The sequence below is a fragment of the Acinetobacter sp. P1(2023) genome, from assembly GCF_028367635.1.
Taxonomy (GTDB): domain Bacteria; phylum Pseudomonadota; class Gammaproteobacteria; order Pseudomonadales; family Moraxellaceae; genus Acinetobacter; species Acinetobacter pittii_E.
This window is the reverse complement of sequence record NZ_JAQNDD010000006.1, coordinates 62,157-82,791: the sequence shown is the minus strand read 5'-3', so window position 1 is coordinate 82,791 and position 20,635 is coordinate 62,157. Positions and strand designations below refer to the sequence as shown.

Annotated in this window: 15 protein-coding genes; 8 read left to right on the top strand and 7 right to left on the bottom strand. The window is 39.2% G+C overall.

Annotation, left to right across the window (positions count from 1 at the left end; genetic code table 11):
- Positions 1-80 precede the first annotated feature (80 nt).
- Complete coding sequence (locus POD11_RS10840) at positions 81-656, bottom strand: DUF805 domain-containing protein (RefSeq protein ID WP_224992156.1); 576 nt, start codon at positions 654-656, stop codon at positions 81-83.
- A 294-nt stretch (positions 657-950) separates the two neighbouring features.
- Between POD11_RS10840 and acs the strand changes: the two genes are divergently transcribed.
- On the top strand, positions 951-2,900 hold the full coding sequence (gene acs, locus POD11_RS10835; RefSeq protein ID WP_016142778.1) for an acetate--CoA ligase: 1,950 nt from the start codon (positions 951-953) through the stop codon (positions 2,898-2,900).
- 47 nt (positions 2,901-2,947) lie between these two features.
- Here acs and POD11_RS10830 read toward each other — a convergent pair whose 3' ends face one another.
- A complete protein-coding gene (locus POD11_RS10830) occupies positions 2,948-3,490 on the bottom strand; it encodes a cysteine hydrolase family protein (protein WP_262457174.1) in 543 nt (180 codons plus the stop codon).
- Positions 3,491-3,595: 105 nt separating this feature from the next.
- Between POD11_RS10830 and POD11_RS10825 the strand changes: the two genes are divergently transcribed.
- Positions 3,596-4,009: an Lrp/AsnC family transcriptional regulator gene (locus tag POD11_RS10825; protein WP_262457173.1), complete on the top strand. Its 414-nt coding sequence runs from the start codon at positions 3,596-3,598 to the stop codon at positions 4,007-4,009.
- 93 nt (positions 4,010-4,102) lie between these two features.
- On the opposite strand, the gene sfnG is transcribed toward POD11_RS10825, so the two are convergent.
- Together sfnG and msuE are read right to left on the bottom strand one after the other, a co-directional pair.
- Positions 4,103-5,215 carry a dimethylsulfone monooxygenase SfnG gene (gene sfnG / locus POD11_RS10820; RefSeq protein ID WP_163118796.1) on the bottom strand — a complete coding sequence of 371 codons (1,113 nt, stop codon included), beginning with the start codon at positions 5,213-5,215 and terminating at the stop codon, positions 4,103-4,105.
- Positions 5,216-5,259: 44 nt separating this feature from the next.
- Positions 5,260-5,997, bottom strand: coding sequence for an FMN reductase (msuE, locus tag POD11_RS10815; RefSeq protein WP_016142782.1), 738 nt, complete (start codon positions 5,995-5,997; stop codon positions 5,260-5,262).
- 376 nt (positions 5,998-6,373) lie between these two features.
- On the opposite strand from msuE, the gene POD11_RS10810 reads away from it, so the two are divergent.
- A complete protein-coding gene (locus POD11_RS10810) occupies positions 6,374-7,024 on the top strand; it encodes a response regulator (RefSeq protein WP_002122041.1) in 651 nt (216 codons plus the stop codon).
- A gap of 43 nt (positions 7,025-7,067) precedes the next feature.
- Here the strand turns inward: POD11_RS10810 and POD11_RS10805 are convergent, their stop codons facing one another.
- A complete protein-coding gene (locus POD11_RS10805) occupies positions 7,068-7,835 on the bottom strand; it encodes a hypothetical protein (protein WP_032054486.1) in 768 nt (255 codons plus the stop codon).
- Between the two features lie 388 nt (positions 7,836-8,223).
- A complete protein-coding gene (locus POD11_RS10800) occupies positions 8,224-11,721 on the bottom strand; it encodes a hybrid sensor histidine kinase/response regulator (protein WP_262457172.1) in 3,498 nt (1,165 codons plus the stop codon).
- A gap of 182 nt (positions 11,722-11,903) precedes the next feature.
- On the opposite strand from POD11_RS10800, the gene POD11_RS10795 reads away from it, so the two are divergent.
- The 4 genes from POD11_RS10795 (at position 11,904) to POD11_RS10780 (ending at position 16,947) form a co-directional block, all read left to right on the top strand.
- Complete coding sequence (locus POD11_RS10795; RefSeq protein WP_016142785.1) at positions 11,904-12,236, top strand: DUF485 domain-containing protein; 333 nt, start codon at positions 11,904-11,906, stop codon at positions 12,234-12,236.
- A gap of 1 nt (position 12,237) precedes the next feature.
- A complete protein-coding gene (locus POD11_RS10790) occupies positions 12,238-13,953 on the top strand; it encodes a cation acetate symporter (RefSeq protein WP_262457171.1) in 1,716 nt (571 codons plus the stop codon).
- Positions 13,954-14,119: 166 nt separating this feature from the next.
- Positions 14,120-14,812: an ion channel gene (locus tag POD11_RS10785; protein ID WP_239966993.1), complete on the top strand. Its 693-nt coding sequence runs from the start codon at positions 14,120-14,122 to the stop codon at positions 14,810-14,812.
- Between the two features lie 167 nt (positions 14,813-14,979).
- Entirely contained in the window at positions 14,980-16,947 is a 1,968-nt protein-coding gene (locus POD11_RS10780) for a BCCT family transporter (protein WP_224992149.1), read from the top strand.
- A gap of 60 nt (positions 16,948-17,007) precedes the next feature.
- Here POD11_RS10780 and omp33-36 read toward each other — a convergent pair whose 3' ends face one another.
- Positions 17,008-17,910, bottom strand: a complete 903-nt coding sequence (omp33-36, locus tag POD11_RS10775; protein ID WP_016142789.1) for a porin Omp33-36 — start codon at positions 17,908-17,910, stop codon at positions 17,008-17,010.
- A 1,010-nt stretch (positions 17,911-18,920) separates the two neighbouring features.
- Here omp33-36 and POD11_RS10770 point away from each other — a divergent pair.
- The gene (locus tag POD11_RS10770; protein ID WP_262457170.1) at positions 18,921-20,630 is read left to right on the top strand and encodes a GGDEF domain-containing protein; all 1,710 of its coding nucleotides are present in this window, start codon (positions 18,921-18,923) and stop codon (positions 20,628-20,630) included.
- The last annotated feature ends 5 nt before the right edge of the window (positions 20,631-20,635 follow it).

Genomic DNA, 20,635 nt, shown 5'->3' with positions numbered 1-20,635 from the left:
ATGATCGGCTTTCATTATAGTAGGAGATAAAATGTGCGCCTACTATAATGAGTTCATCTAAATAATAAAGTGTTTTTTAATTAAAAGTATTCCGTTCCTTTTTGTAAGATTTGTGACGGAGTTTCTATAGTATCGGTACCAGAGAAGTAGTAAAAAAAGCCTGCGGTAGAAATAAGGCTAATTAAAATAGCCAATAAAATAAACCAAGCCATAAGTTTTTCTATAAATGTGGATGGTCGAGCTGGACCATATTCGTTGGGGCCCGCTGTACCTGATGCAAGCAGTAAATAAATCATAAAAAAGAACTGAACCACTGGAATGAATAATAGCAAACCCATCCAGCCACTTTTATTTAGATCGTGCAAACGTCGAACAACGAGAACAATATTTAAATAAATCAGAAATAGCCAAAAAGCCCAGACGATCAAGGCACTAACACCAGAAAGAGAGCTATAAAACTCAAAATTAAATAGATTGCTTGAAAGCTGAAAACTTCCAAGAAATGAAGCCAAAATGAAATAGCCCACGAGAGTGACTAAATAAATCAGCCCATAACCGCCTAAATAGCTCATGCGATTAAAGCGCCCATGAATTGAAAACGGACTATCTTTTAAAGGGAGTTGTGGTGGGCGTGAAGAGCTAGTTTGGGCAAACATATTATTTTATTCCTGGGTTGCATATGAGAGACAAAATAATCTTTGTTGATGATCAAAACCATCAAATCTTGAAAAAATTATAAAAGTAAAAGCTATAGACAAATGTTTTAAATCAACTTAATTTTATAAAAATGTTCATAATTTCGTATGCTTGAGTAAGTGGTTAATATATGACCAAAGTCGCATTGTCTAGGCTTTGAAACAGTCATCATACTGAAAAGGCATACAAATAAGATCCAGTAAAATAATAGCCACAGTCTCGAGATGGGATGCACAAGATCAAGGAAGTTGCGTATGAATGAGATCTATCCAGTACCAGAGGAATTTAAAAAGACAGCTCGTACTGTTGAAGCAGACTACTTTAAACGTTATCAACACTCTATCGAGAACCCAGATGAATTCTGGGCAGAGCAAGCTAAAATTGTCGATTGGATAAAGCCATTTACCCAAGTTAAAAATACGAGTTTTGACAAAGACAATTTCAAAATTGAATGGTTTGCTGATGGTGAGTTGAACGTATCAGCAAACTGCCTAGACAGGCATCTTAAAGAACATCCACATAAACCTGCAATTATTTGGGAAGGTGACCATCCTTCTCGTCATAAAATCGTTTCTTATAAAGAATTACACGACGAAGTCTGCCGCTTTGCTAACGTTTTGAAGAAATATGGCATTGGTAAAGGCGACCGTGTTGTACTGTATATGCCGATGGTCACTGAGGCCGCAATTGCCATGTTAGCCTGTGCCCGTATTGGTGCTGTTCACTGTGTCGTGTTTGGCGGGTTCTCGCCAGACTCTTTAGCAAGTCGGATTGAAGATAGTCAAGCTAAATTGGTGATTACTGCAGACTCAAGTCTACGTGCCGGTAAACTCTTACCACTTAAGGAAAACGTCGATTTGGCTTTAGCATTGCCGGGCACAGAGTGCGTTGAAAATGTCGTTGTGGTTTACCGTAATGCCAACCCGATCGAAATGAAGCCGGGTCGTGATTTGTGGTATCACCTTATTATTATGGAAGTAGATGCCAACTGTCCTCCAGAACCGATGAAGGCAGAAGACCCATTATTCATTCTTTATACCTCAGGTTCGACTGGTAAACCTAAAGGTGTCTTGCATACTACCGGCGGCTATCTGGTGTATGTGGCTAGTACCTTTAAAGAAGTTTTTGATTTAAAACAGGATGATGTGTACTGGTGTACAGCCGATGTAGGCTGGATTACAGGTCACAGTTATCTCATTTATGGACCACTAGCAAATGGTACTACGACCTTAATGTTTGAAGGGGTGCCTCAATACCCAACGTGGGCGCGTCTTGGTCACGTAGTCGATAAACACAAAGTCTCGATTTTATATACAGCGCCAACCGCAATTCGCGCAATGATGCGAGAAGGTGATTCGTTTGTACGTGAAAGTAACCGTAGCAGCTTACGTTTACTCGGTTCAGTGGGTGAACCTATTAACCCCGAGGCTTGGAACTGGTATTACAACGTAGTTGGCGAAGGTCGCTGCCCGATTGTTGATACATGGTGGCAAACCGAAACAGGCGGTATTTTGATTGCCCCATTACCAGGTGCAACAGCTCTAAAACCAGGTTCTGCAACACGTCCTTTATTTGGAATTCAACCCGCTATTGTCGATGGTGAGGGCAATGAACTAGAAGGTGCGGTTGAAGGTAATCTGGTGATTAAAGATTCATGGCCAGGCCAGATGCGCACTATTTGGGGTGATCCGGACCGCTTTATTGAAGCTTACTTCTCGACCTTTAAAAATACGTATTTTACGGGTGATGGTGCTCGCCGTGATGAAGATGGCTATTACTGGATTACAGGTCGTGTTGATGATGTCTTAAACGTTTCGGGTCACCGTCTAGGTACTGCTGAAATTGAAAGTGCTTTGGTATCACATGAAGCCGTGGCCGAAGCTGCTGTAGTAGGAATGCCACATGATATTAAAGGGCAGGGTATTTGTACTTTTGTGACTTTGCAAGCAGGCGTTCCAGAGTCGGAAGAACTACGTAAAGAGTTAATTAGCTGGGTCCGTAAAGTGCTTGGGCCAGTAGCTTCACCTGACGCATTACACTGGGCACCAGCATTACCTAAAACTCGTTCGGGTAAAATCATGCGCCGTATTTTAAGAAAAATTGCAGCAAATGAATTAGATAGTTTAGGTGATACTTCTACCTTGGCTGAACCAGCAGTGGTGGATCAGTTAATCGCCACGGTTTATCCCGATAGACAAAAATAACGTTTTAATAAAAAAGCCCCGATAGGGGCTTTTTTATTGGGCTTTATTTAAGGCTTTCCTAAAAAGTCAGCAGTATTTTGTACATTTGCAAATGTACTCAGCGCAGTTAAAAAAGCGGTTTGTACGTCTTCAGCTTTTACAGTTTTTCCGTCATGGCTTAAATCGCGAGTTGCGGTTGCATCTGCAATTAAGATCGGTTGATAACCAAGTTCTTTGGCTGCACGTGTACCTGAATCAATACACATGTGTGTCATCATGCCTGTAATAACGAGTTGCTCAATTTGATGTGCTTTTAAAAGTTCATCTAAATTGGTTTCTAAAAAACTGTTTGGATAATGCTTTGTCACGATCAATGACTCATCATGAGTACTAAGTTCATGATGAAGTAAAACACCGTTAGTATTTTCTTGAAAGAAACTCGCTTGTGGCGGATTAATATGTTGTACGTAAATGATGGGCAAGTTTTTCTCATTAAAATATTGTTCAAGCTGCTTTATTTTTTCTAGCGCTTGCTCTGGCCCAACCAATTCCATTTTGCCATTTTTAAAATAATCATTTTGTACATCGATAACTAATAATGCTTGTTTCATGAGATTACTCTTGTTGATATGAGATACAACAAGATTATTCTCTGCTTGAAAAATCGGCTATAGTCAGATGAAAGCATTACCGCCCGTTTTCTTTCGCCATGAAAAATGAATATTGAATTAGACCCGATCGATCTAAAAATTATTGCATTGCTTAAACAAGATTCCCGTCTCACAAATAAAGAAATTGGGCAACGCGTGCACCGGACAGGGCAGGCAGTGGGTGCTCGAATTGCTCAGTTGATGGATGCTGGGGTCATTAAAAATTACACGATTGCCGTGCAGTATTCCCATAAACAATTTATTCATTTGCATTTAAATGAACAACGCGCATTTGAAGAAATTGAAAATCTGGTCAAGCAATATGAACAAATCGATGAATGTTTTAAAGTCATGGGCAATGCTTGCTATATGATCGTAAGCCATTTTGAACATGCAGCATTAAATGAGTTTATAGAGAAACTTTCAAAATGGTGCCGTTACTCAGTTGAAACTGTGGTTCGAGAAGTTGAGAAATCTTAAAAAATAAAGGCTCCAAGCCGAGTCTTGGAGCCAATAAATTCTTTATTTTTAATTTATTGTTTTTATTATCTTGCGCTGTTTTAACTGGGGTTTTTAGGCTGATTTAGCTTGAATTTCTACTTCCTTTTCCTGTTGAAGTTCTAACTGGCGAACGAGTGGTAGAACCTTTTCTCCAAAATATTCCACCTCTTCAATAAAATGTAAGAATCCTGAAAGAATCAAATCAACGCCTACATTTTTAAGCGCCACAATCCGCTCTGCAATTTGCTGTGGTGTACCAATTAAATTGGTTTTAAATCCATCGTTATATTGCACTAAATCTTCAAAACTTGATTTTGCCCAGTTACCTTGTTGCTCTGGGGAAGCCGCACCCGCTTCGCGAGTTGCATCGCCGAATGCATTGACCGCTTCAGTGTTGGCTTTATCAATAATTTCGTGAAGTACTGCTTTTGCTTCTTCTTCGGTATCTCTGGCAATAATGAAAGCGTTTACCCCAATTTTGACATGATGATTATTGGCTTTTGCTTTGGTGCGAATGTCTTCAACTTGTTTTTGAATTTCTTCGACAGTATTACCATTAGTAAAATACCAATCAGATACACGAGACGCCATGTCACGTGCAGCACGTGAGCTACCGCCTTGAAAAACTTCGATATAAGGCTTTTGCAGAGGTTTTGGTTTAAGTGTGTAGTTTTGGAACTGATAGTATTTACCATCGAAACTGTAGTTATCTGTGGTCCAGATTCCTTTTAGTGTACGAATAAATTCTTCAGAGCGAACATAACGTTCGTCATGCTCAGGCCACTCTTCTCCAATGGCATCAAACTCACCTCTGAACCAGCCACTCACCACATTAATGGCAATACGGCCTTCGGTTAGATAATCAATCGTTGCAAGTTGTTTGGCTGCAAGTGCCGGTTTCCAAGGGCCGGGCAGAATCGCCGCAATGACTTTAAGTTTTTCAGTTTTTGCCAGTAATGCATGACTGAAACTTACAGATTCATGTTGGTTTTCTGCCCCGTACCCCGCCGTAAAACGAATTTGGGTGAGCGCATATTCAAAACCATTGTTTTCGGCAGCCTGTGCAAGTCGAACATTGTAGTCATAACTCCAGTCTGTACGCTGTTCGATGTTACTCACCACAAGGCCACCGCTTACGTTTGGTACCCAATAAGCAAATTTAATTGGTTGTTGTAATTGCGTCATGGTTCGCTCTCCCCATTCGTTCTTTTTATTTAGCTCTGTTGCGTTTAGGCAACATGCGTTAATGATTTGCCAGACTTGTGATGCAAACGAGACTCTGCCGCATCAAGATCTGGTACAGCCGCTGAAGGTAATACTTCTTCTTGTTCAATTTGCTTGTTAATACCAAGCTCTTGATTTGCCTGCTGTGATTTAGGTTTAACCACCTCAGCACGTTTACCTTTTGCTGGTGCCCATTCTAAAATTGGCAATGCACGTGCTACCGCTAAGGTAATACGATCTGATAATTGCTCGCTTTTCACCGTATATTCAGGAGTAAAGTCACGATCGGTCGCATATACACCAATCGGTAAAGTTTGTGCTTGGAAGAAACTAAATAACGGTCGAAGTTGATGCTCGAGTACCAGCGCATGACGATCACTACCGCCTGATGCCGCTAAAAGCACAGGTACATCAACCAATGCAGTTTGTTCAACAAAATCGAAGAAATGTTTGAAAAGACCTGTAAAAGAGGCACGATAAACAGGTGTACCTACAATTAAAGCATCTGCTGCTTCAACTGCTGCAAGATCATCTTGTACGCGCTGTGGAAGTTGGTTGCGATAAAATGCACCTCCTAATAAAGGTCCAATTTCGCTTAATTTAATGAAGTGAACTTTAATATCGATTGCTTCGGATAACTCATCAAGAATGGCTTGAACCAGACTTTCCGTTTTAGATGGGGTATTTAAGCCACCAGAAACGGCAACAATATTTAAAGGTTTTGGTGATGTGATACCAGTCATAATTTGGTTCCTAAGCCTAAAACAAGAGATTAGACTTATTAATCAACAACGACGGTAAACTGTAAAATAACGAAATTGGTCAACCTTATCAGTTTTAAATATAAAAGATAAATAGTGGATTTTTATACTTTATTTTTATATTAAGCTATTGTTTTTATTGTATATAATTATAGGTGATATATTTTTTATAATAAAAAGGAAGCTTATATAAAAAACAGATTAATTTTGATTAAAAGTTAAAAAACATCTGAAAATCTTGGCTAAGTTCTACATTTATCAACATTTTGCATAAAAATGGATAAGATGAACGTATCTTTCATCTAAATAGTAGGGTTACAATAGGCCATACTTATGCTCAAGATTACTTTAATCGCTTATGAATATTTTAATCGTTGATGATCATCCTTTGTTTCGTCATGCTTTAATTCAAGCAGTACGTTATAGCCTGCCACAGGCACAAATCCATGAAACAGCCTCGGTTGATGAGTTTTATGAGCGTTTGGAAAATGGGGCAGAACCTGATCTAGTATTACTCGATTTAAATTTACCGGGTGCTTCAGGCTTTTCGGCTCTGGTTTATGTAAGAGCACAGTATCCCTCTATTCCGATTATTGTTGTTTCTGCACATGAAGAAACTTCAATCATTCAGCGTGCAATTGCACATGGTGCGATGGGTTATATTCCTAAGTCGGCTCATCCAAGTCATATTGGCGAAGCGATTCGTCAAGTCTTAGAAGGTGATATCTGGTTACCACCTAACTTGCCATCTAATCTTAACCTTGACCCAAGAGCAGCAGATGAAACTGCTTTAGCTGAACGTATTCAATCTCTAACACCTCAGCAATTCCGTGTTTTGATGATGGTTGCGGAAGGTTTGTTAAATAAGCAGATTGCATACGAGCTTGATGTTTCAGAAGCAACGATTAAAGCCCACGTAACGGCTATCTTTAGAAAATTAGGTGTGCAAAACCGTACACAAGCCGTATTGGCTATTAGTGCACTCAATATTGAAGATAAGAAAATCTAAAAAGAAAAAAGACCTCGATTGAGGTCTTTTTTATGGGTGTCATTTAAGCAAGGCAATCTTGCTTAGGTGTTAGGCTGTCGCAGTACAACGGGTTAAGTGCACATTGCAAATCATCAATTTGTTCTTGAGTCACATAGCCTTTCATTTTTAAATATTCAGCCACACGGTCATCACGTAAGCTTAGGAAGGCTGCATCATAAACACCTAAATCAACAAACAGAGCAGCTGTTTCTAGGCTGTTGAAACGATCCAAGAAAATATCATTGCCATACATCAAGAAGATATGGTCAAGTTTTGCTTTTTCATCAACATGTAGTCGTTCAGCAAGTTGATCGGGGTGCGTTTTAATAAAGAGTAAATCAGATAATTCATCAAATTGAGTCATATCTAACTGATTCTCGCCGAGTTTGACATGGCCAAGCCAAGCTTTGAAAACCAAAACCGCACCGCCACGGAGTAGCATGCTCCAGATTTGATGACGTGTGTCATGGTCAAGATTTTCACTTTCAGCACTAAGAACTTTTAAGAAATTTTCTTCTTGTTGTGCCAATTTATCAAACAAGCCTAGTCCTTGCGGATGGTAAGCCGCAGGTGCAAATACATCAAAATTTAGGTCGTGGAATACATTAAGTGCGAGGGGGACAGCAGACTGATAAATTGTATTTAACGCTTTGATATGTGCTTCATTGAGTTTGCTGTGAGGGAAAATACTTTGCCAATCTAGTTCAGGAAGTAAAGCATTGGCACTGTATTGACGATAAAACTGTTGAGACGAAAGTTGGCCTTGTGGGCTGTTATCAGAAATATTCATGGCAATTGTCCTTTGCATTAATTCGTGAGCAGGGGTGCTTTATATAGAAATGGGTTATAAAAAATAGCGGTACATCGAATAAATTGGTTTTGAATATTTATGTGTCATGAAGAATGCAAGTAGAATACGACTAAAGTCGTATATGGTTGTTTTTATCTAATTATAATTTTAAAAAACAGTTATTTATGAAATTGTAACTAAGTATACAAGTGTTCACTTACAAAAAAGGTGGGCTTTGCCATAGAAAAAGAGCTATTGGAAAGTTTGGCCAATTATTTAATAAGCAAAAGTAGACTTTTTGAGCAGTTCTGCCTATTGGCTTAAATTAGACCTATAATTTTTGCCAAAAATCTCTCCCAAACTTATTAAGGCGTTGGGAGAGAAAAAATTAATCTGTTTCACTGGCAATTTTAAGGCCCGATAGCCATGCTCTTAAAGAAGCCGGTTTAAGCGGTTTTTTAAGTAAAACGATATTCAGTTCTTTCAATTGTTGAGGTAACTCTGGATGGGAGTCTGCTGTAATCAGAGCAACCGGAACGTCATGTTGACGATTTTGCAAAATAAAATCGACACCGAGTTGGTTGTTATTTAAATGCTGATCGATAAGCCAGACTTGAATATTTTCTTTTTGAATAATTTCAAATGCTTGTTCGGGTTCAGTGGCTTTAAAGACCTCGTAGCCCCATCGACCTAATAAGCTACCCATGCCCTCAAGAATTGTTTCATCATTGTCTAAACATAAAATTCGATAGGCTTTAGTTTTTAAAGGCACTGCTTGTACGGTTGGAGTGACCATTTTTGGAGCTGCTACCACTGGAACCTCAATCATAAAGCAAGAGCCTTTATCGAGTTGTGAGTAGACATGAACCGGATAATTCAACAAACCAGTCATACGCTGCACGATAGCAAGTCCCAAACCTAAACCTTGCTCACCCCAAGGTGATAAATGTCCACAGCGTTCGAATTCTTGAAATAGTTTAATACGTTGCTCTTCGGCAATTCCGGGGCCTGTATCCCAGACACCAATTCGAATATGACCAGGTTTTTGAGCTGAACGTAATACACCGACAATCACTCGGCCTTTGGCTGTATAGCGCAAAGCATTACTTACAAAGTTTTGAATAATGCGTCGAATCCACTGTGGATCTGTATCAATCCAGAACGATACATCATGAACTTTTAATGAAATATTTCGCTGTGCAGCAATTGATTTGAACTGGAGTTCAAGATCGCTTAATAAATCGTGTAAAGGATAAGGCTGTCTTTTGGGTTGTATGGTGCCGCCTTCCAAACGTGCAATATCGAGTAGGGCAGAGAGCATACTTTCTGCGCCATACAGAGCACGGTCAAGTTGCTGCAAAGTTTGACGATCTTCTTCAGTTGCGATGCTTTGTTCAAGAACCGTACTAAACAAACGAGCAGCATGCATAGGTTGTAATAAGTCATGACTGGCCGCTGCAATAAAGCGGCTTTTCGACATATTGGCCATATCGGCTTGTTCGCGTGCAAGCTGTTGCTCGCTTAAGGCGTCGGCAAGTTGTTGTGTTCGATCTTTTACGCGTGCTTCAAGTATTGCCTCATTCGCACGGAAAGCAGTAATGTCGGCAAACGTTGTAACGAAGCCTCCACCTGAAATAGGATTACCACGCATTTGAATAACGCGTCCATCTTTACGGATTCGTTCAAATTCATGCGCACTTCCGACTTTCATCCAATGTAAGCGTTTACGAACATGCTCTTCGACTGAACCGGGGCCACATTCGCCGCGTTCAGCGTTATAACGAATCAGATCGGCAATTGGACAACCCACATAGACTAAATCTTTAGGGTAGCCAAACAATTTTAAATATTGGTTGTTCCAAGCCACCAAACACATATTTTTATCGACCACACTTACCCCTTGGGTCATGTGATCAATCATGGTCATGAGTAAGTTTTGATTAAACCGTTGCCATTGTGAGGCTTGGTCTAAAATATTGGCGACTTGGCCTAATGCCAAACCATTGTTAATCATTGCTGTCGTCAGCAACGTACGTGCAGAAGCAGCCCCGATAATGCCTGCAAGATATTGTTCGGTGAATCGCCACCACATGCCATTGGCAATACTATTTGGATTGAGTGTGAGATGATTTTGCTCACAAAAGTTCTCAAACGCTTGTGTTGTGGGTTGCTCTCCTGTAATTCTTTTAGCAAGGGCGAACAGATCACCTACTTTTAAACGTGCAGCATCGTGTGGTAAATAGGTCAAATCGGTAGACGTATGCGGTGATGGCAAAGGCTTAGTTTCATAATAGAAAAAGCTTTCTGCCTGTATTTGTTCTGCCACACTTGGGCGGTAAAGTTTAGAAATCCAGATATATAAAACAATATTTAAACCAAGTGACCAGATTACGCCGTGTGTAAGCGGAGCAAATGATTCAAAACCAAAAAGTGACTCTGGACGTAACGCATTAATTCCAAAAGGCCCAAAAAGTAAAATACTTTGAGCTGTGTCCTGATAGATCTCTGGCAAGCTACGTAAAATCGTTGGAAACAGTAATGTGTAACTCCACATTAAGAATCCAACAATAAGACCAGCGTAAACACCTTGGCGACTTCCGCCTCGCCAATACAACCCGCCAATGAGAGCAGGTGCAAACTGGGCAACCGCACTAAATGCTAATAAACCGAATACTGAAAGTTGATTAATATCATTAAAGAAATGGAAGAATAAAAAGCCAAGAAGCATTACTGCGACAATACTAATACGACGACTAAATTTAAGAACTTTCGGTAAGTGTTTGTCGTGTCGCGAAAGTAACTTGAACCGCCACAGGGCAGGCATAATCAAGTCGTTACTGAGCATGATAGACAAGGCAACAGATGAAACCAGTAACATGCCGGTGGATGCAGAGAACCCGCCTAAAAAGGCCAATAGGGCTAACCATTCTTGGTTATAACTCAATGGTAATGAGAGTACTGCAACATCGGGCACTGTTAAGAATTTTGGCGCTGCATGTAAAGCCCAGCTTGCAATCGGGATAATAGCTAGAATCGTTAAAATGAGATAAGCCGCAAACCATTTACGTGCACCGCGAATATGCTTTTCATCGCGTAATTCAACAACAGCTACATGGAACTGACGGGGTAAACAGATAATCGCTAGTCCTGCCAATAATGTCTGAATCCAAAAAGTTTCAGGGACCCCAAATAATTGAACTTCCTGAAAGGTTTGGTTTACGTCGGCTGTAACTTGAACTAAGTTCGCGGGTGCCTCAAAAATAAAAAATAAAGCGACACAAATCAGCGCGAATAATTTTACAAAAGATTCAAAAGCGACAGCTAACATGAGGCCGCCATGCTGTTCGGTGTTTGCAATTTGCCTTGTACCAAAAATCATAGCTAAGATCGCAAGGACACTGGTTAAAAGCAAAACGCTATTGGTGGTCGTATGAATATGAGCATTTTGCTCCAAGATGACGGATGTACTTAAGGCAATTGCACGTAACTGAAGGGCAAGGTAGGGAATAATCGCAATGACTGCCAAGATCGTAACCAGTGAAGCCAAGACGCCACTTTTGCCATAACGTGCAGCAACGAAGTCGGCAATTGATGAAATCGCGTGATGCTGACGCACTCGGCCTAAACGTCGCCAAATGTCATAACCAAACCAGACAAATAATAGTGGCCCTAAATAAATCGGTAAGAAAATAACACCTTCTCGGACGGCAGCCCCAGTTGCGCCATAAAAAGTCCAAGATGAACAGTAAACACCTAAGGTTAAGCTGAACAAGAACATGCGGCCACGTGTACTTAAACGGCTGGCATGCTTTTCGCCAAAAAAAGCACAAATGAATAAGAGTGCTATATAAAGAGTGAGTACCCCAATAATCAGCCAGCTGTTCATATGACCTACATGATTAAAACCTTGTGCCTATCATACCCCAAGCAGAAACAAAGCTATAAATTGATTAAATTTTAACGACCAAAGTCTAAGTTACGAATTACACGTAATTTTGCTAATTTGAATAATGAGAAACTACTATTAAAAAAGTGGCCAAGGTTGGGCACAGGGCAAGGAGTTTGGTTATGGATCAAAGCCAAGTAGAAAAGATTCTACACAATCCAAAGTTTCAGAAAATGGTCAAGAAAAAAAGTGCATTAAGCTGGACGCTCACAATCATTATGTTAGTGCTTTATGTGGGCTTTATGCTACTTGTTGGCTACAACAAAGAATTTTTGATGAGTTCATTTAGTGGTGGTGTAACGACATGGGGTATTCCACTAGGCTTAGGAATTATCGTTTTATCTTTCCTACTGTGTGGCGTGTATTCCTATATCGCAAACAATACCCTTGACCAGTTGAGTGAAGAAGCGTTGAAGGAAGTTGAAGCCATCACGCATGAGAAAGGATTACACTAATATGAAATGGAATTCATTAAAAGCGAAAGCCTTATTGGCAGCAGCATCGCTATATTCAACTGTTGCTATGGCAAGCCCGGACTTAGGTGAAGCTGAGCAACAAGCCACTAACTGGCATGCCATCATTATGTTTGTCATCTTTGTTGGTTTCACTTTGTTTATTACCAAGTGGGCGGCAAAACAAACCCAATCGGCACAAGATTTCTATACCGCAGGGGGCGGAATCAGTGGTTTCCAGAATGGATTGGCAATTGCCGGTGACTATATGTCAGCTGCATCTTTCCTCGGTATTTCCGCGATGGTGTTTAGTTCGGGTTTTGATGGCTTACTTTATTCTCTTGGGTTTATGGTAGGTTGGCCAATCGTTTTATTCTTGGTTGCAGAGCGTTTACGTAACCTCGGTAAATACAATCTTTCAGATGTAGTGTCATTCCGTCTCGAAGAAAAACCGGTCCGTACCTTAGCTGCCTTGAGTTCACTTGTTGTTGTGGCATTCTACTTGATCGCTCAAATGGTAGGCGCGGGCCAACTCATCAAATTACTATTTGGTTTGAACTACAACATTGCTGTTGTGATCGTTGGTCTATTAATGATGGCATATGTGATCTTTGGTGGCATGTTGGCAACGACATGGGTACAGATCATTAAAGCGGTTATGTTGCTTAGTGGTGCGACTTTCATGGCATTCATGGTGATGAAAGCAGTTGGTTTCAGCTTCAGCAACATGTTCACTCAATCAATTGAAGTATTCAGTAAAGTTCATAGTGTAAGCTTTGAAGAAGCTGCAAAAATTATGGGTCCGGGTAAACTTGCCGCAAACCCGATTGATGCATTGTCTCTTGGCTTAGCACTCATGTTTGGTACAGCGGGTCTTCCACATATTCTTATGCGTTTCTTCACTGTAAAAGACGCAAAAGAAGCGCGTAAATCGGTTGTTGTTGCGACAGGTTTCATTGGTTACTTCTATCTTTTAACTTTCATTATTGGTTTCGGTGCGATCCTTTTCGTATCAAACAACCCACAGTTCCTTGATGTTGCGAAAATGGCAGTATCAGGCAAGCTTGAGCTTGTTGGTGGTAATAACATGGCAGCCGTGCATTTAAGTGACGCTTTAGGCGGTGACTTATTCATGGGCTTCATTTCAGCAGTAGCGTTCGCAACGATTCTTGCTGTTGTTGCTGGTTTAACACTTTCAGGTGCATCTGCAATCTCACATGACTTATACGCTAACGTATTCAAAAAAGGTCAAACGACTCCAGCTTCAGAACTTCGTATGTCAAAAATTGCGACACTTGGTTTAGCAATCTTTGCCATGATTTTGGGTATCTTGTTTGAAAAACAAAACGTCGCGTTCATGGTGGGCTTAGCATTCTCTGTGGCATGTTGTGCGAACTTCCCAATCCTTGTTCTTTCAATGTTCTGGAAAGGTTTAACCACTCGTGGTGCGGTAATTGGTGGTGTGGTTGGTCTTGTAACAGCAGTGGTACTTATTATTCTGTCTAAAGCAGTTTGGGTAGATACCTTAAAAATCTCTGATACACCAATCAACCCGTTCAATGGCCCTGCATTATTTGCGATGCCATTATCATTCCTGTGCTGTTGGTTCTTCTCGGTGACTGATAACTCTGCACGTGCTAAAAGAGAACGTGCTGCATTCGATGCCCAATATGTTCGTTCAATGACAGGTATCGGTGCTTCTGGTGCGTCAGACCACTAAAATCAATACTAATAAATATCTCATTAAAAGCCCTTAGGGGCTTTTTTTGTTTATCTTATATACTGAGATGAAAGAGCTTTTTAATAAAGAACAACTTGTTTATCCTATTTTTTGTACAGTATGATTTTCTATAATTCAAAATATAACGAAAAAGGAAAATAATTAAATGCGCTCTATTATCGAGTTCTGGGCGAGCTTTCGATTGCTACCTTCTGCGTGGCTGTTACTGGTTCAGTTTGTTTTATTGATCTTAGCTATGCTGACTTTTCACGATGCCTCTTATCGAACTCTCACTTGGGCGTTAGGAGTACTTGCCTTACTCATTATTGCCAAAGTGATTCGCCAAACCCCAATGTTTACTTTTCTGGGTCTAAGCTTTGTCAGTGGAGCGATTATATCTTCAGTCTTTATTTTACTGGGCTATAGCAACTTAACGGTCCAGATATTTGCTCATAGTTGTGAAGCGTTAGCTTATTTTTCGGCTGCGTATGGTTTATTTCGGTATATGTTTGCTGACCGATATTTAACAAGGGATGAATTATTTGCAGCCGCCGCAGTTTTTACTCTGCTTGCTTGGGGCTTTGCATTCCTCTACAACATTTGTCAGTTATTAATTCCTGCTAGCTTCCAAAATCCAAATAATGCTCATCATCTACAGACGTGGTTAGATCTACTCTTCCTGAGTTTTAGCTTACAGTCAGCGACAGGCTTATCTGATTTAATGCCGCTTAGTCCGCCGGCACGCGTTTTAGCGATGTTACAAATGTTTTGCGGCGTGATGTATCTGGCTTTGATTGTTACACGTTTGATTGCTCTACAGTATATTGGTCATCCGCCAAGGAGAAATACTGACAAATAAAGAAGAGGGTGTTTCAATTTGTTTACACCTTTGTAACTGCAATATTATTTAAGTTTATTTAGAGTATTATCGGCTTTCTCTATTGAAAGATTTAACTTTGTTCATTCCGTGAATATCTCTATTGGCTTAATGCCTGTCACTTTTCATTAAAATAACATGGAGGAGTTATGCCTTCCAAACAACCAGGTTGGTTCGCAAACGTTAATCCTAACGTATTTTTTGGTACGGTCATTATCATTGCCTTATTTTTAGCAGTTGTGGTGATCGCCCCGAGTTCCTTTGAACTTCTAACGCAGCAATTAAAACAATGGATCACCGATTCATTTAGCTGGTTTTATGTTTTATCTGTTGCCTTCTTTCTCATTTTATTGATTTATATCGCTTGCTCATCAATAGGCCGGATTAAGTTAGGACCTGACCACAGCCAGCCTGAATATAATAATGGGTCTTGGTTCGCCATGCTGTTTACAGCAGGGATGGGAATCGGTCTAATGTTCTTCGGGGTTGCCGAACCCGTCATGCATTATGTTAATCCACCGAGTGGGGACGCCCAGACTATTGATGCAGCCCAGCAAGCACTTAGAGTAACTTTCTTCCACTGGGGCTTACATGCATGGGCAATTTATGCAGTAGTCGGATTGGCATTGGCTTATTTTGCTTATCGACATAATTTACCCTTAAAGACCCGTTCAGCACTCTATCCGCTCATTGGTAAAAAGATTTATGGACCATGGGGCGACAGCATCGATATATTCGCGACCATTGGTACGGTATTTGGTGTAGCGACTTCTCTCGGGTTCGGTGTAACTCAGATTAACTCTGGTTTACATTATTTGTTCGGTGTTGAGCAAAGCACCCATATTCAAGTTTTACTCATTATTTTTGTGAGTATTTTAGCCTCCTTGTCTGTGTTCTTAGGTCTTGATAAAGGGGTCAAACGCTTATCAGAGCTAAACTTAGTCTTAGCCTTAATTTTATTAGCATTCGTTTTTATTGCTGGTCCAAGTATCTATTTGCTCCAAACCACTATTCAAAACACTGGGCAATATATCTCTAATCTTTTTACCATGACATTCAATTTATATGCTTATCAGCCAAATGGATGGATTGGTGGTTGGACAATTTTGTACTGGGCTTGGTGGATTTCATGGTCACCATTCGTGGGAATGTTTATCGCACGTGTTTCACGTGGTCGTACTATTCGAGAGTTTATTGTGGGAGTTCTGCTCATCCCGACAGGTTTTACGATTATCTGGATGGGCTTTTTAGGAAATGCTGCGTTATTTAGTATTATTCATGAGCATCAAACCACTCTCATTCAAGCTGTTCAGCAAGATTCCTCAGTTGCACTATTTGAGTTTTTAGGCCACTTGCCATGGTCAGGTGTCATGAATATTTTGGCTACTATTTTAGTCGTTTTATTCTTTGTAACTTCTGCTGACTCTGGAGCATTGGTCACCGATTATTTAACAGCAAAAACTGAAAACTCACCTACTTGGCAGCGTTTGTTCTGGACGGTGCTGATGGCTGTACTTGCCATTATCTTATTGCTAGTCGGTGGTTTAGCCGCGTTACAGTCTTCAATTATTATGAGTGCATTGCCGTTTACTGTGGTTATGCTTTTAATGAGTTGGGGATTGATAAAAGCATTGCATCTTGATGTCACCAAAATGACAGCCATTCAGGAAGCACGCATTACTCCACGTGCCATTCATAATCCACGAAGCTGGCAACAGCGTCTCGGATTAATCATGCACTATCCTCATAGTGAAGAAGAAGTAAGAGAATATATTGAAAAGCAAGTAAGTCGTGCGTTTGAAAATATTAAACATGAATTTAGACGCCGTCACTTAGAAGTTTCAATTACTCAACTTGAAGATGGAATGCAACTTCGGGTCGATCACCATCATGAAATTAATTTTATTTATAAAGTTGTTTCACGTGAAACAGTGCCGCCAAGTTTTTTAATTGGACGTACTGAAGCTGAAGATGGGCAATATTTCCAAGCTGAAGTCTTTTTAAGAGAAGGCGGGCAGAACTATGACGTAATGGATTGGACTCAAGAAGATTTAATTCAGGACATTATTGATCAATATGAACGTCATTTATATTTCTTAAATATTGTACGAAGTTAATATTTAGCTGTAAAAAAAGGACTCAAATGAGTCCTTTTTTAATTCGATTTCTAATTTAAATTAGAAGCGAACTTTAGCATTTAAGCCGATAGTTTGTGTATCGTAGCTAGACTTTTTAACGTCAGCTTTCATGTACGATGCACCAACTGCTACAGCTGGAGTAATGAAGTAGTTTACGTTACCACCCCAAGCTTGACGGAATTCACCAAGGTCATTGCCTTTGATGTCAGCTGAACCATCGTTACCAATGAAAGATGCGCCAACGCTTAACTTAGGAGTTAAGTAAAGGTCAGTTTTTAAACCATATTGGTTTTCTTGACCGAAAGCACCAGCAGCTTCAAAACCGATTGCCATGTTAGTTCCATCGATTGGACCTACATATTTAGCACGAGCTGTAACAGCATCTTGGTCGTCTTGGATCGCAGCAGTTTGGTTCACAGCAGAGTAGATACCGTTGCTGATGATGCCAAAGTTGTCTAAAGCGAATTGGTTAGCAACGCTTGTATAACCAACAGTCATCAAGAAGTTAGGTAACAACATAGCACCAACTTCTAATGCATAACGGTCACCGTTGTCATCACGAGAGATAGCGTTTTTACCATCAACATCAGTGTGGTTATAAGTTGCGCTAGCGTATACAGGAAGGTAAGGAGTAGGAACGTAAGCCTCACCTTTAACACCGTATGTACCAACGTGGTAGTTTAAACCGTTGCTTTGGTCATACTGTTGGTAGCTATAACCTAAAGATACGCTAGAAGCTTGGTTCAAGAAAGCTGCTTCAGCTAAAGGACCTTTAGCGGTATCAACATTTTTTAAATAGAATGTACCAGCAACGTCACCAGTGAAGTTTTTATCATTTGCAGTTGTGTCAACGTATTCAGATTGACCTTGAACTTCAAATTGATAAGCATGAGCACCGGTCATGGCTAATAATACAGCAGTGGCTAAACCAAGTTTTTTCATAATCATTTCCAGCATTAACAAGAGATAAAGCTGGGGTCATTGTATTGTAACAATTTATGAAGTCAATAATGTAGGAAAGGTAATGTTAAAGATATTTGACACTTATGTTAAAATTGGTGAAAAACTAATCAAATGAAAAGTGAATTGTCAACCTGATAAAAAAATGAACATTTACAATAAGCTAATAATTATATTTCATTATGAATTAAGAAGTAAATATTAAAAAGATATTACAATTGCAATTGGAAAAACTGATTATATTGATCGGTTTTAACATTAATGAAAGTATCGCTTTGTTTACAAAGTGAATAAAAAATAGCCATTTTATTATCTAATTTGTTTTATTTTGAGGAATAGTTAACAATATTTAGATTAGTTTAGCTAAAAAATTTAACTATTCTTAATTATTATATAAGTGAATAAAGTAAAAGAAATCTCTATTTCAAGTCAAAAAAACGATTAAAGTTTTAATTCTGATTAATTTAATCAACTTTACAAAAGTAGAGATAAATCACATAATTCAATTGCAAAGTTCACTGCCTAACGTTTTTAGGATTTAAAGTGCTTGCCCAGATACGATGTGTATACCACATCAGATTTTACGAGCTCAGCTTTCCCCAAGGTTGAGCTTTTTTTTATCTATAAGAAAATCTAAAAACTCTAATAAGAATTACGTGAAGTTTATTTTAAAACATTTGGTCAAAAAGAACCCAGCTTAAAGAAGCTGGGCAATGGATGCTGGGAGAAGCATCCAAGAGGACAAGTGAATATGTTTGATTATCATCACCAAAACAGTTCAATCTGTAAAATGGAGTTTTTTTATAAAAATTATTCAATTTTCCGATTTTGTTTATTAATTAAGCTTACGGTATGTAGAGCTCTTATAATTATTAAGAAGAGAAAAGATCAGTTTATTGATGAAATTTTAGTTATTAAAATGCTAGGATAAATTTAAGCCTAATTTATATCGCATTAAAAATGGCAGGGCATTTACGGAGTATCAGCTAGAAATGGCAGGATTACGTTCAGAACATATTAGTAATCGACTGTTCCTTTTCATGCTGGTTATTATTTTGTCCTTATTATTCATGGCTATACCTCTTATTGTGGGAAGCTATCAGGATTATATAAAAACTAGACAAGCCTTAGCTGAAATAAAAAGTTTAAGAGCAGTAGCAGATATTGCTTATAAAATCTCTAAGGAGCGTGCTCCTGCTAACAAAATGATGTCGAGTACTCCTGAGGATTTATTAAAGAATCAACAAGAATTAAGAAAATTTCGTTTAATTGTCGATGAGCAAATTGATTCAAGTATTCTTATTTTAAAACAAGCGGGTTATGTTTCATTAGCTAATGAGTTGCAAACCAGTTTAAAGGAAAATATTAGACAAGCGAGAGCTGTCGTTGATTATTATGGTGAAACTCCCTATGCAGCAAGGACTTCCGTTCAAATGGATAATGCTATTTTAGGGATGTTTGGCGCATGGGATCATTGTAGGGAAATCCTGCAAAAATTGATGTTGCAGCTAAAAAGTAAAGACAGCCGTATTTCTAATTATTTTACGCTTATTATTGTGCTGACTGATATGCGTGATCAGGCTGGACGCATGGCTTCTAACATTATTGCTCCCGTTAGTTTTAATGAAGAGATTCCAAGTAATAATCGGGCACGCTCTCTACAAACTCAGCATCAAGCCAGATATTTATGGATTTTGGTTGATACTTTGCAGCCTGAACAGGCAAAAACTTCAGAATATCGTCGATTATATTCACAAGTAAAAACGGAGTTTATAGACAAAGGTATTCCAATTGTAGAAAAGCTATTGGAAGAGAGCCAAAAGGGCGAGCCATATTTTCTAAATGGTACACAGTTAACCGAAAAAATCGTAGGTAAATTTACTACTGTCGTTGATTTACAAACATATATTCTTAATGAAAGTGTGGTGATTGCAAATCAAGAAAATGCGATTGCCCGAAATGATTTCTTTTTAACTTTATTTATTTCTTTAATTTCCTTGGCTACAGCATTACTTACTCTGATATATGCCCAAAGACGTGTATTTTCCCCTTTAATTAAAGCGAGAACTTTAATTTTAGATTTATCTCATAGTTCTGATCATTGTACAGATGACATGAATGTCACCACAAAAGGTGAATTTTTTTCTTTGTTTGAAGCGATAGATCGATTGCAGCGTATGTTACAGCAACGAGATGCTTTTGAGTTTCAATTAAAGAATATCGCGAATACGGACCCCCTCACTGGTGTGTCTAACCGTTTGGCTCTATCTGAATATTTAAAAATTGTTGAAAGTTATCCTCAAAAATTTACCCAGACCTGTTTAATGATTATCGATATAGACCGTTTTAAACAGGTGAATGACCAATATGGACATATTGTGGGTGACCGCGTTATTGTCAGTATTGCAGAGCAATTAAAACAAAATATTCGAAGTTCAGATTTAATTGTCCGTTATGGGGGAGATGAATTTTTAATACTGTTAGAGCAGGTACAATTTGTGGATGCCCGTCTTTTAGCAGAAAAAATTCGAATGGCGATTTCTTTAGAAGAGATTGATTTATCTGGTTCAGAAGAAAAATTGCATGTGTCTGTCAGCATTGGTTTTGCGATAGGAGCGATGAGTTGGATTGAGCTTTTAGAGAAGGCTGATAATTCACTCTTAAAAGCCAAAGCTAGAGGGCGAAATGCAGTTGAGGGATAAAAAAG

Coding starts and splice junctions, on each gene's coding strand:
- POD11_RS10840 (WP_224992156.1), bottom strand. CDS start 656: ATGTTTGCCCAAACTAGCTCTTCACGCCCACCACAACTCCCTTTAAAA.
- acs (WP_016142778.1), top strand. CDS start 951: ATGAATGAGATCTATCCAGTACCAGAGGAATTTAAAAAGACAGCTCGT.
- POD11_RS10830 (WP_262457174.1), bottom strand. CDS start 3,490: ATGAAACAAGCATTATTAGTTATCGATGTACAAAATGATTATTTTAAA.
- POD11_RS10825 (WP_262457173.1), top strand. CDS start 3,596: ATGAATATTGAATTAGACCCGATCGATCTAAAAATTATTGCATTGCTT.
- sfnG (WP_163118796.1), bottom strand. CDS start 5,215: ATGACGCAATTACAACAACCAATTAAATTTGCTTATTGGGTACCAAAC.
- msuE (WP_016142782.1), bottom strand. CDS start 5,997: ATGACTGGTATCACATCACCAAAACCTTTAAATATTGTTGCCGTTTCT.
- POD11_RS10810 (WP_002122041.1), top strand. CDS start 6,374: ATGAATATTTTAATCGTTGATGATCATCCTTTGTTTCGTCATGCTTTA.
- POD11_RS10805 (WP_032054486.1), bottom strand. CDS start 7,835: ATGAATATTTCTGATAACAGCCCACAAGGCCAACTTTCGTCTCAACAG.
- POD11_RS10800 (WP_262457172.1), bottom strand. CDS start 11,721: ATGAACAGCTGGCTGATTATTGGGGTACTCACTCTTTATATAGCACTC.
- POD11_RS10795 (WP_016142785.1), top strand. CDS start 11,904: ATGGATCAAAGCCAAGTAGAAAAGATTCTACACAATCCAAAGTTTCAG.
- POD11_RS10790 (WP_262457171.1), top strand. CDS start 12,238: ATGAAATGGAATTCATTAAAAGCGAAAGCCTTATTGGCAGCAGCATCG.
- POD11_RS10785 (WP_239966993.1), top strand. CDS start 14,120: ATGCGCTCTATTATCGAGTTCTGGGCGAGCTTTCGATTGCTACCTTCT.
- POD11_RS10780 (WP_224992149.1), top strand. CDS start 14,980: ATGCCTTCCAAACAACCAGGTTGGTTCGCAAACGTTAATCCTAACGTA.
- omp33-36 (WP_016142789.1), bottom strand. CDS start 17,910: ATGAAAAAACTTGGTTTAGCCACTGCTGTATTATTAGCCATGACCGGT.
- POD11_RS10770 (WP_262457170.1), top strand. CDS start 18,921: ATGGCAGGATTACGTTCAGAACATATTAGTAATCGACTGTTCCTTTTC.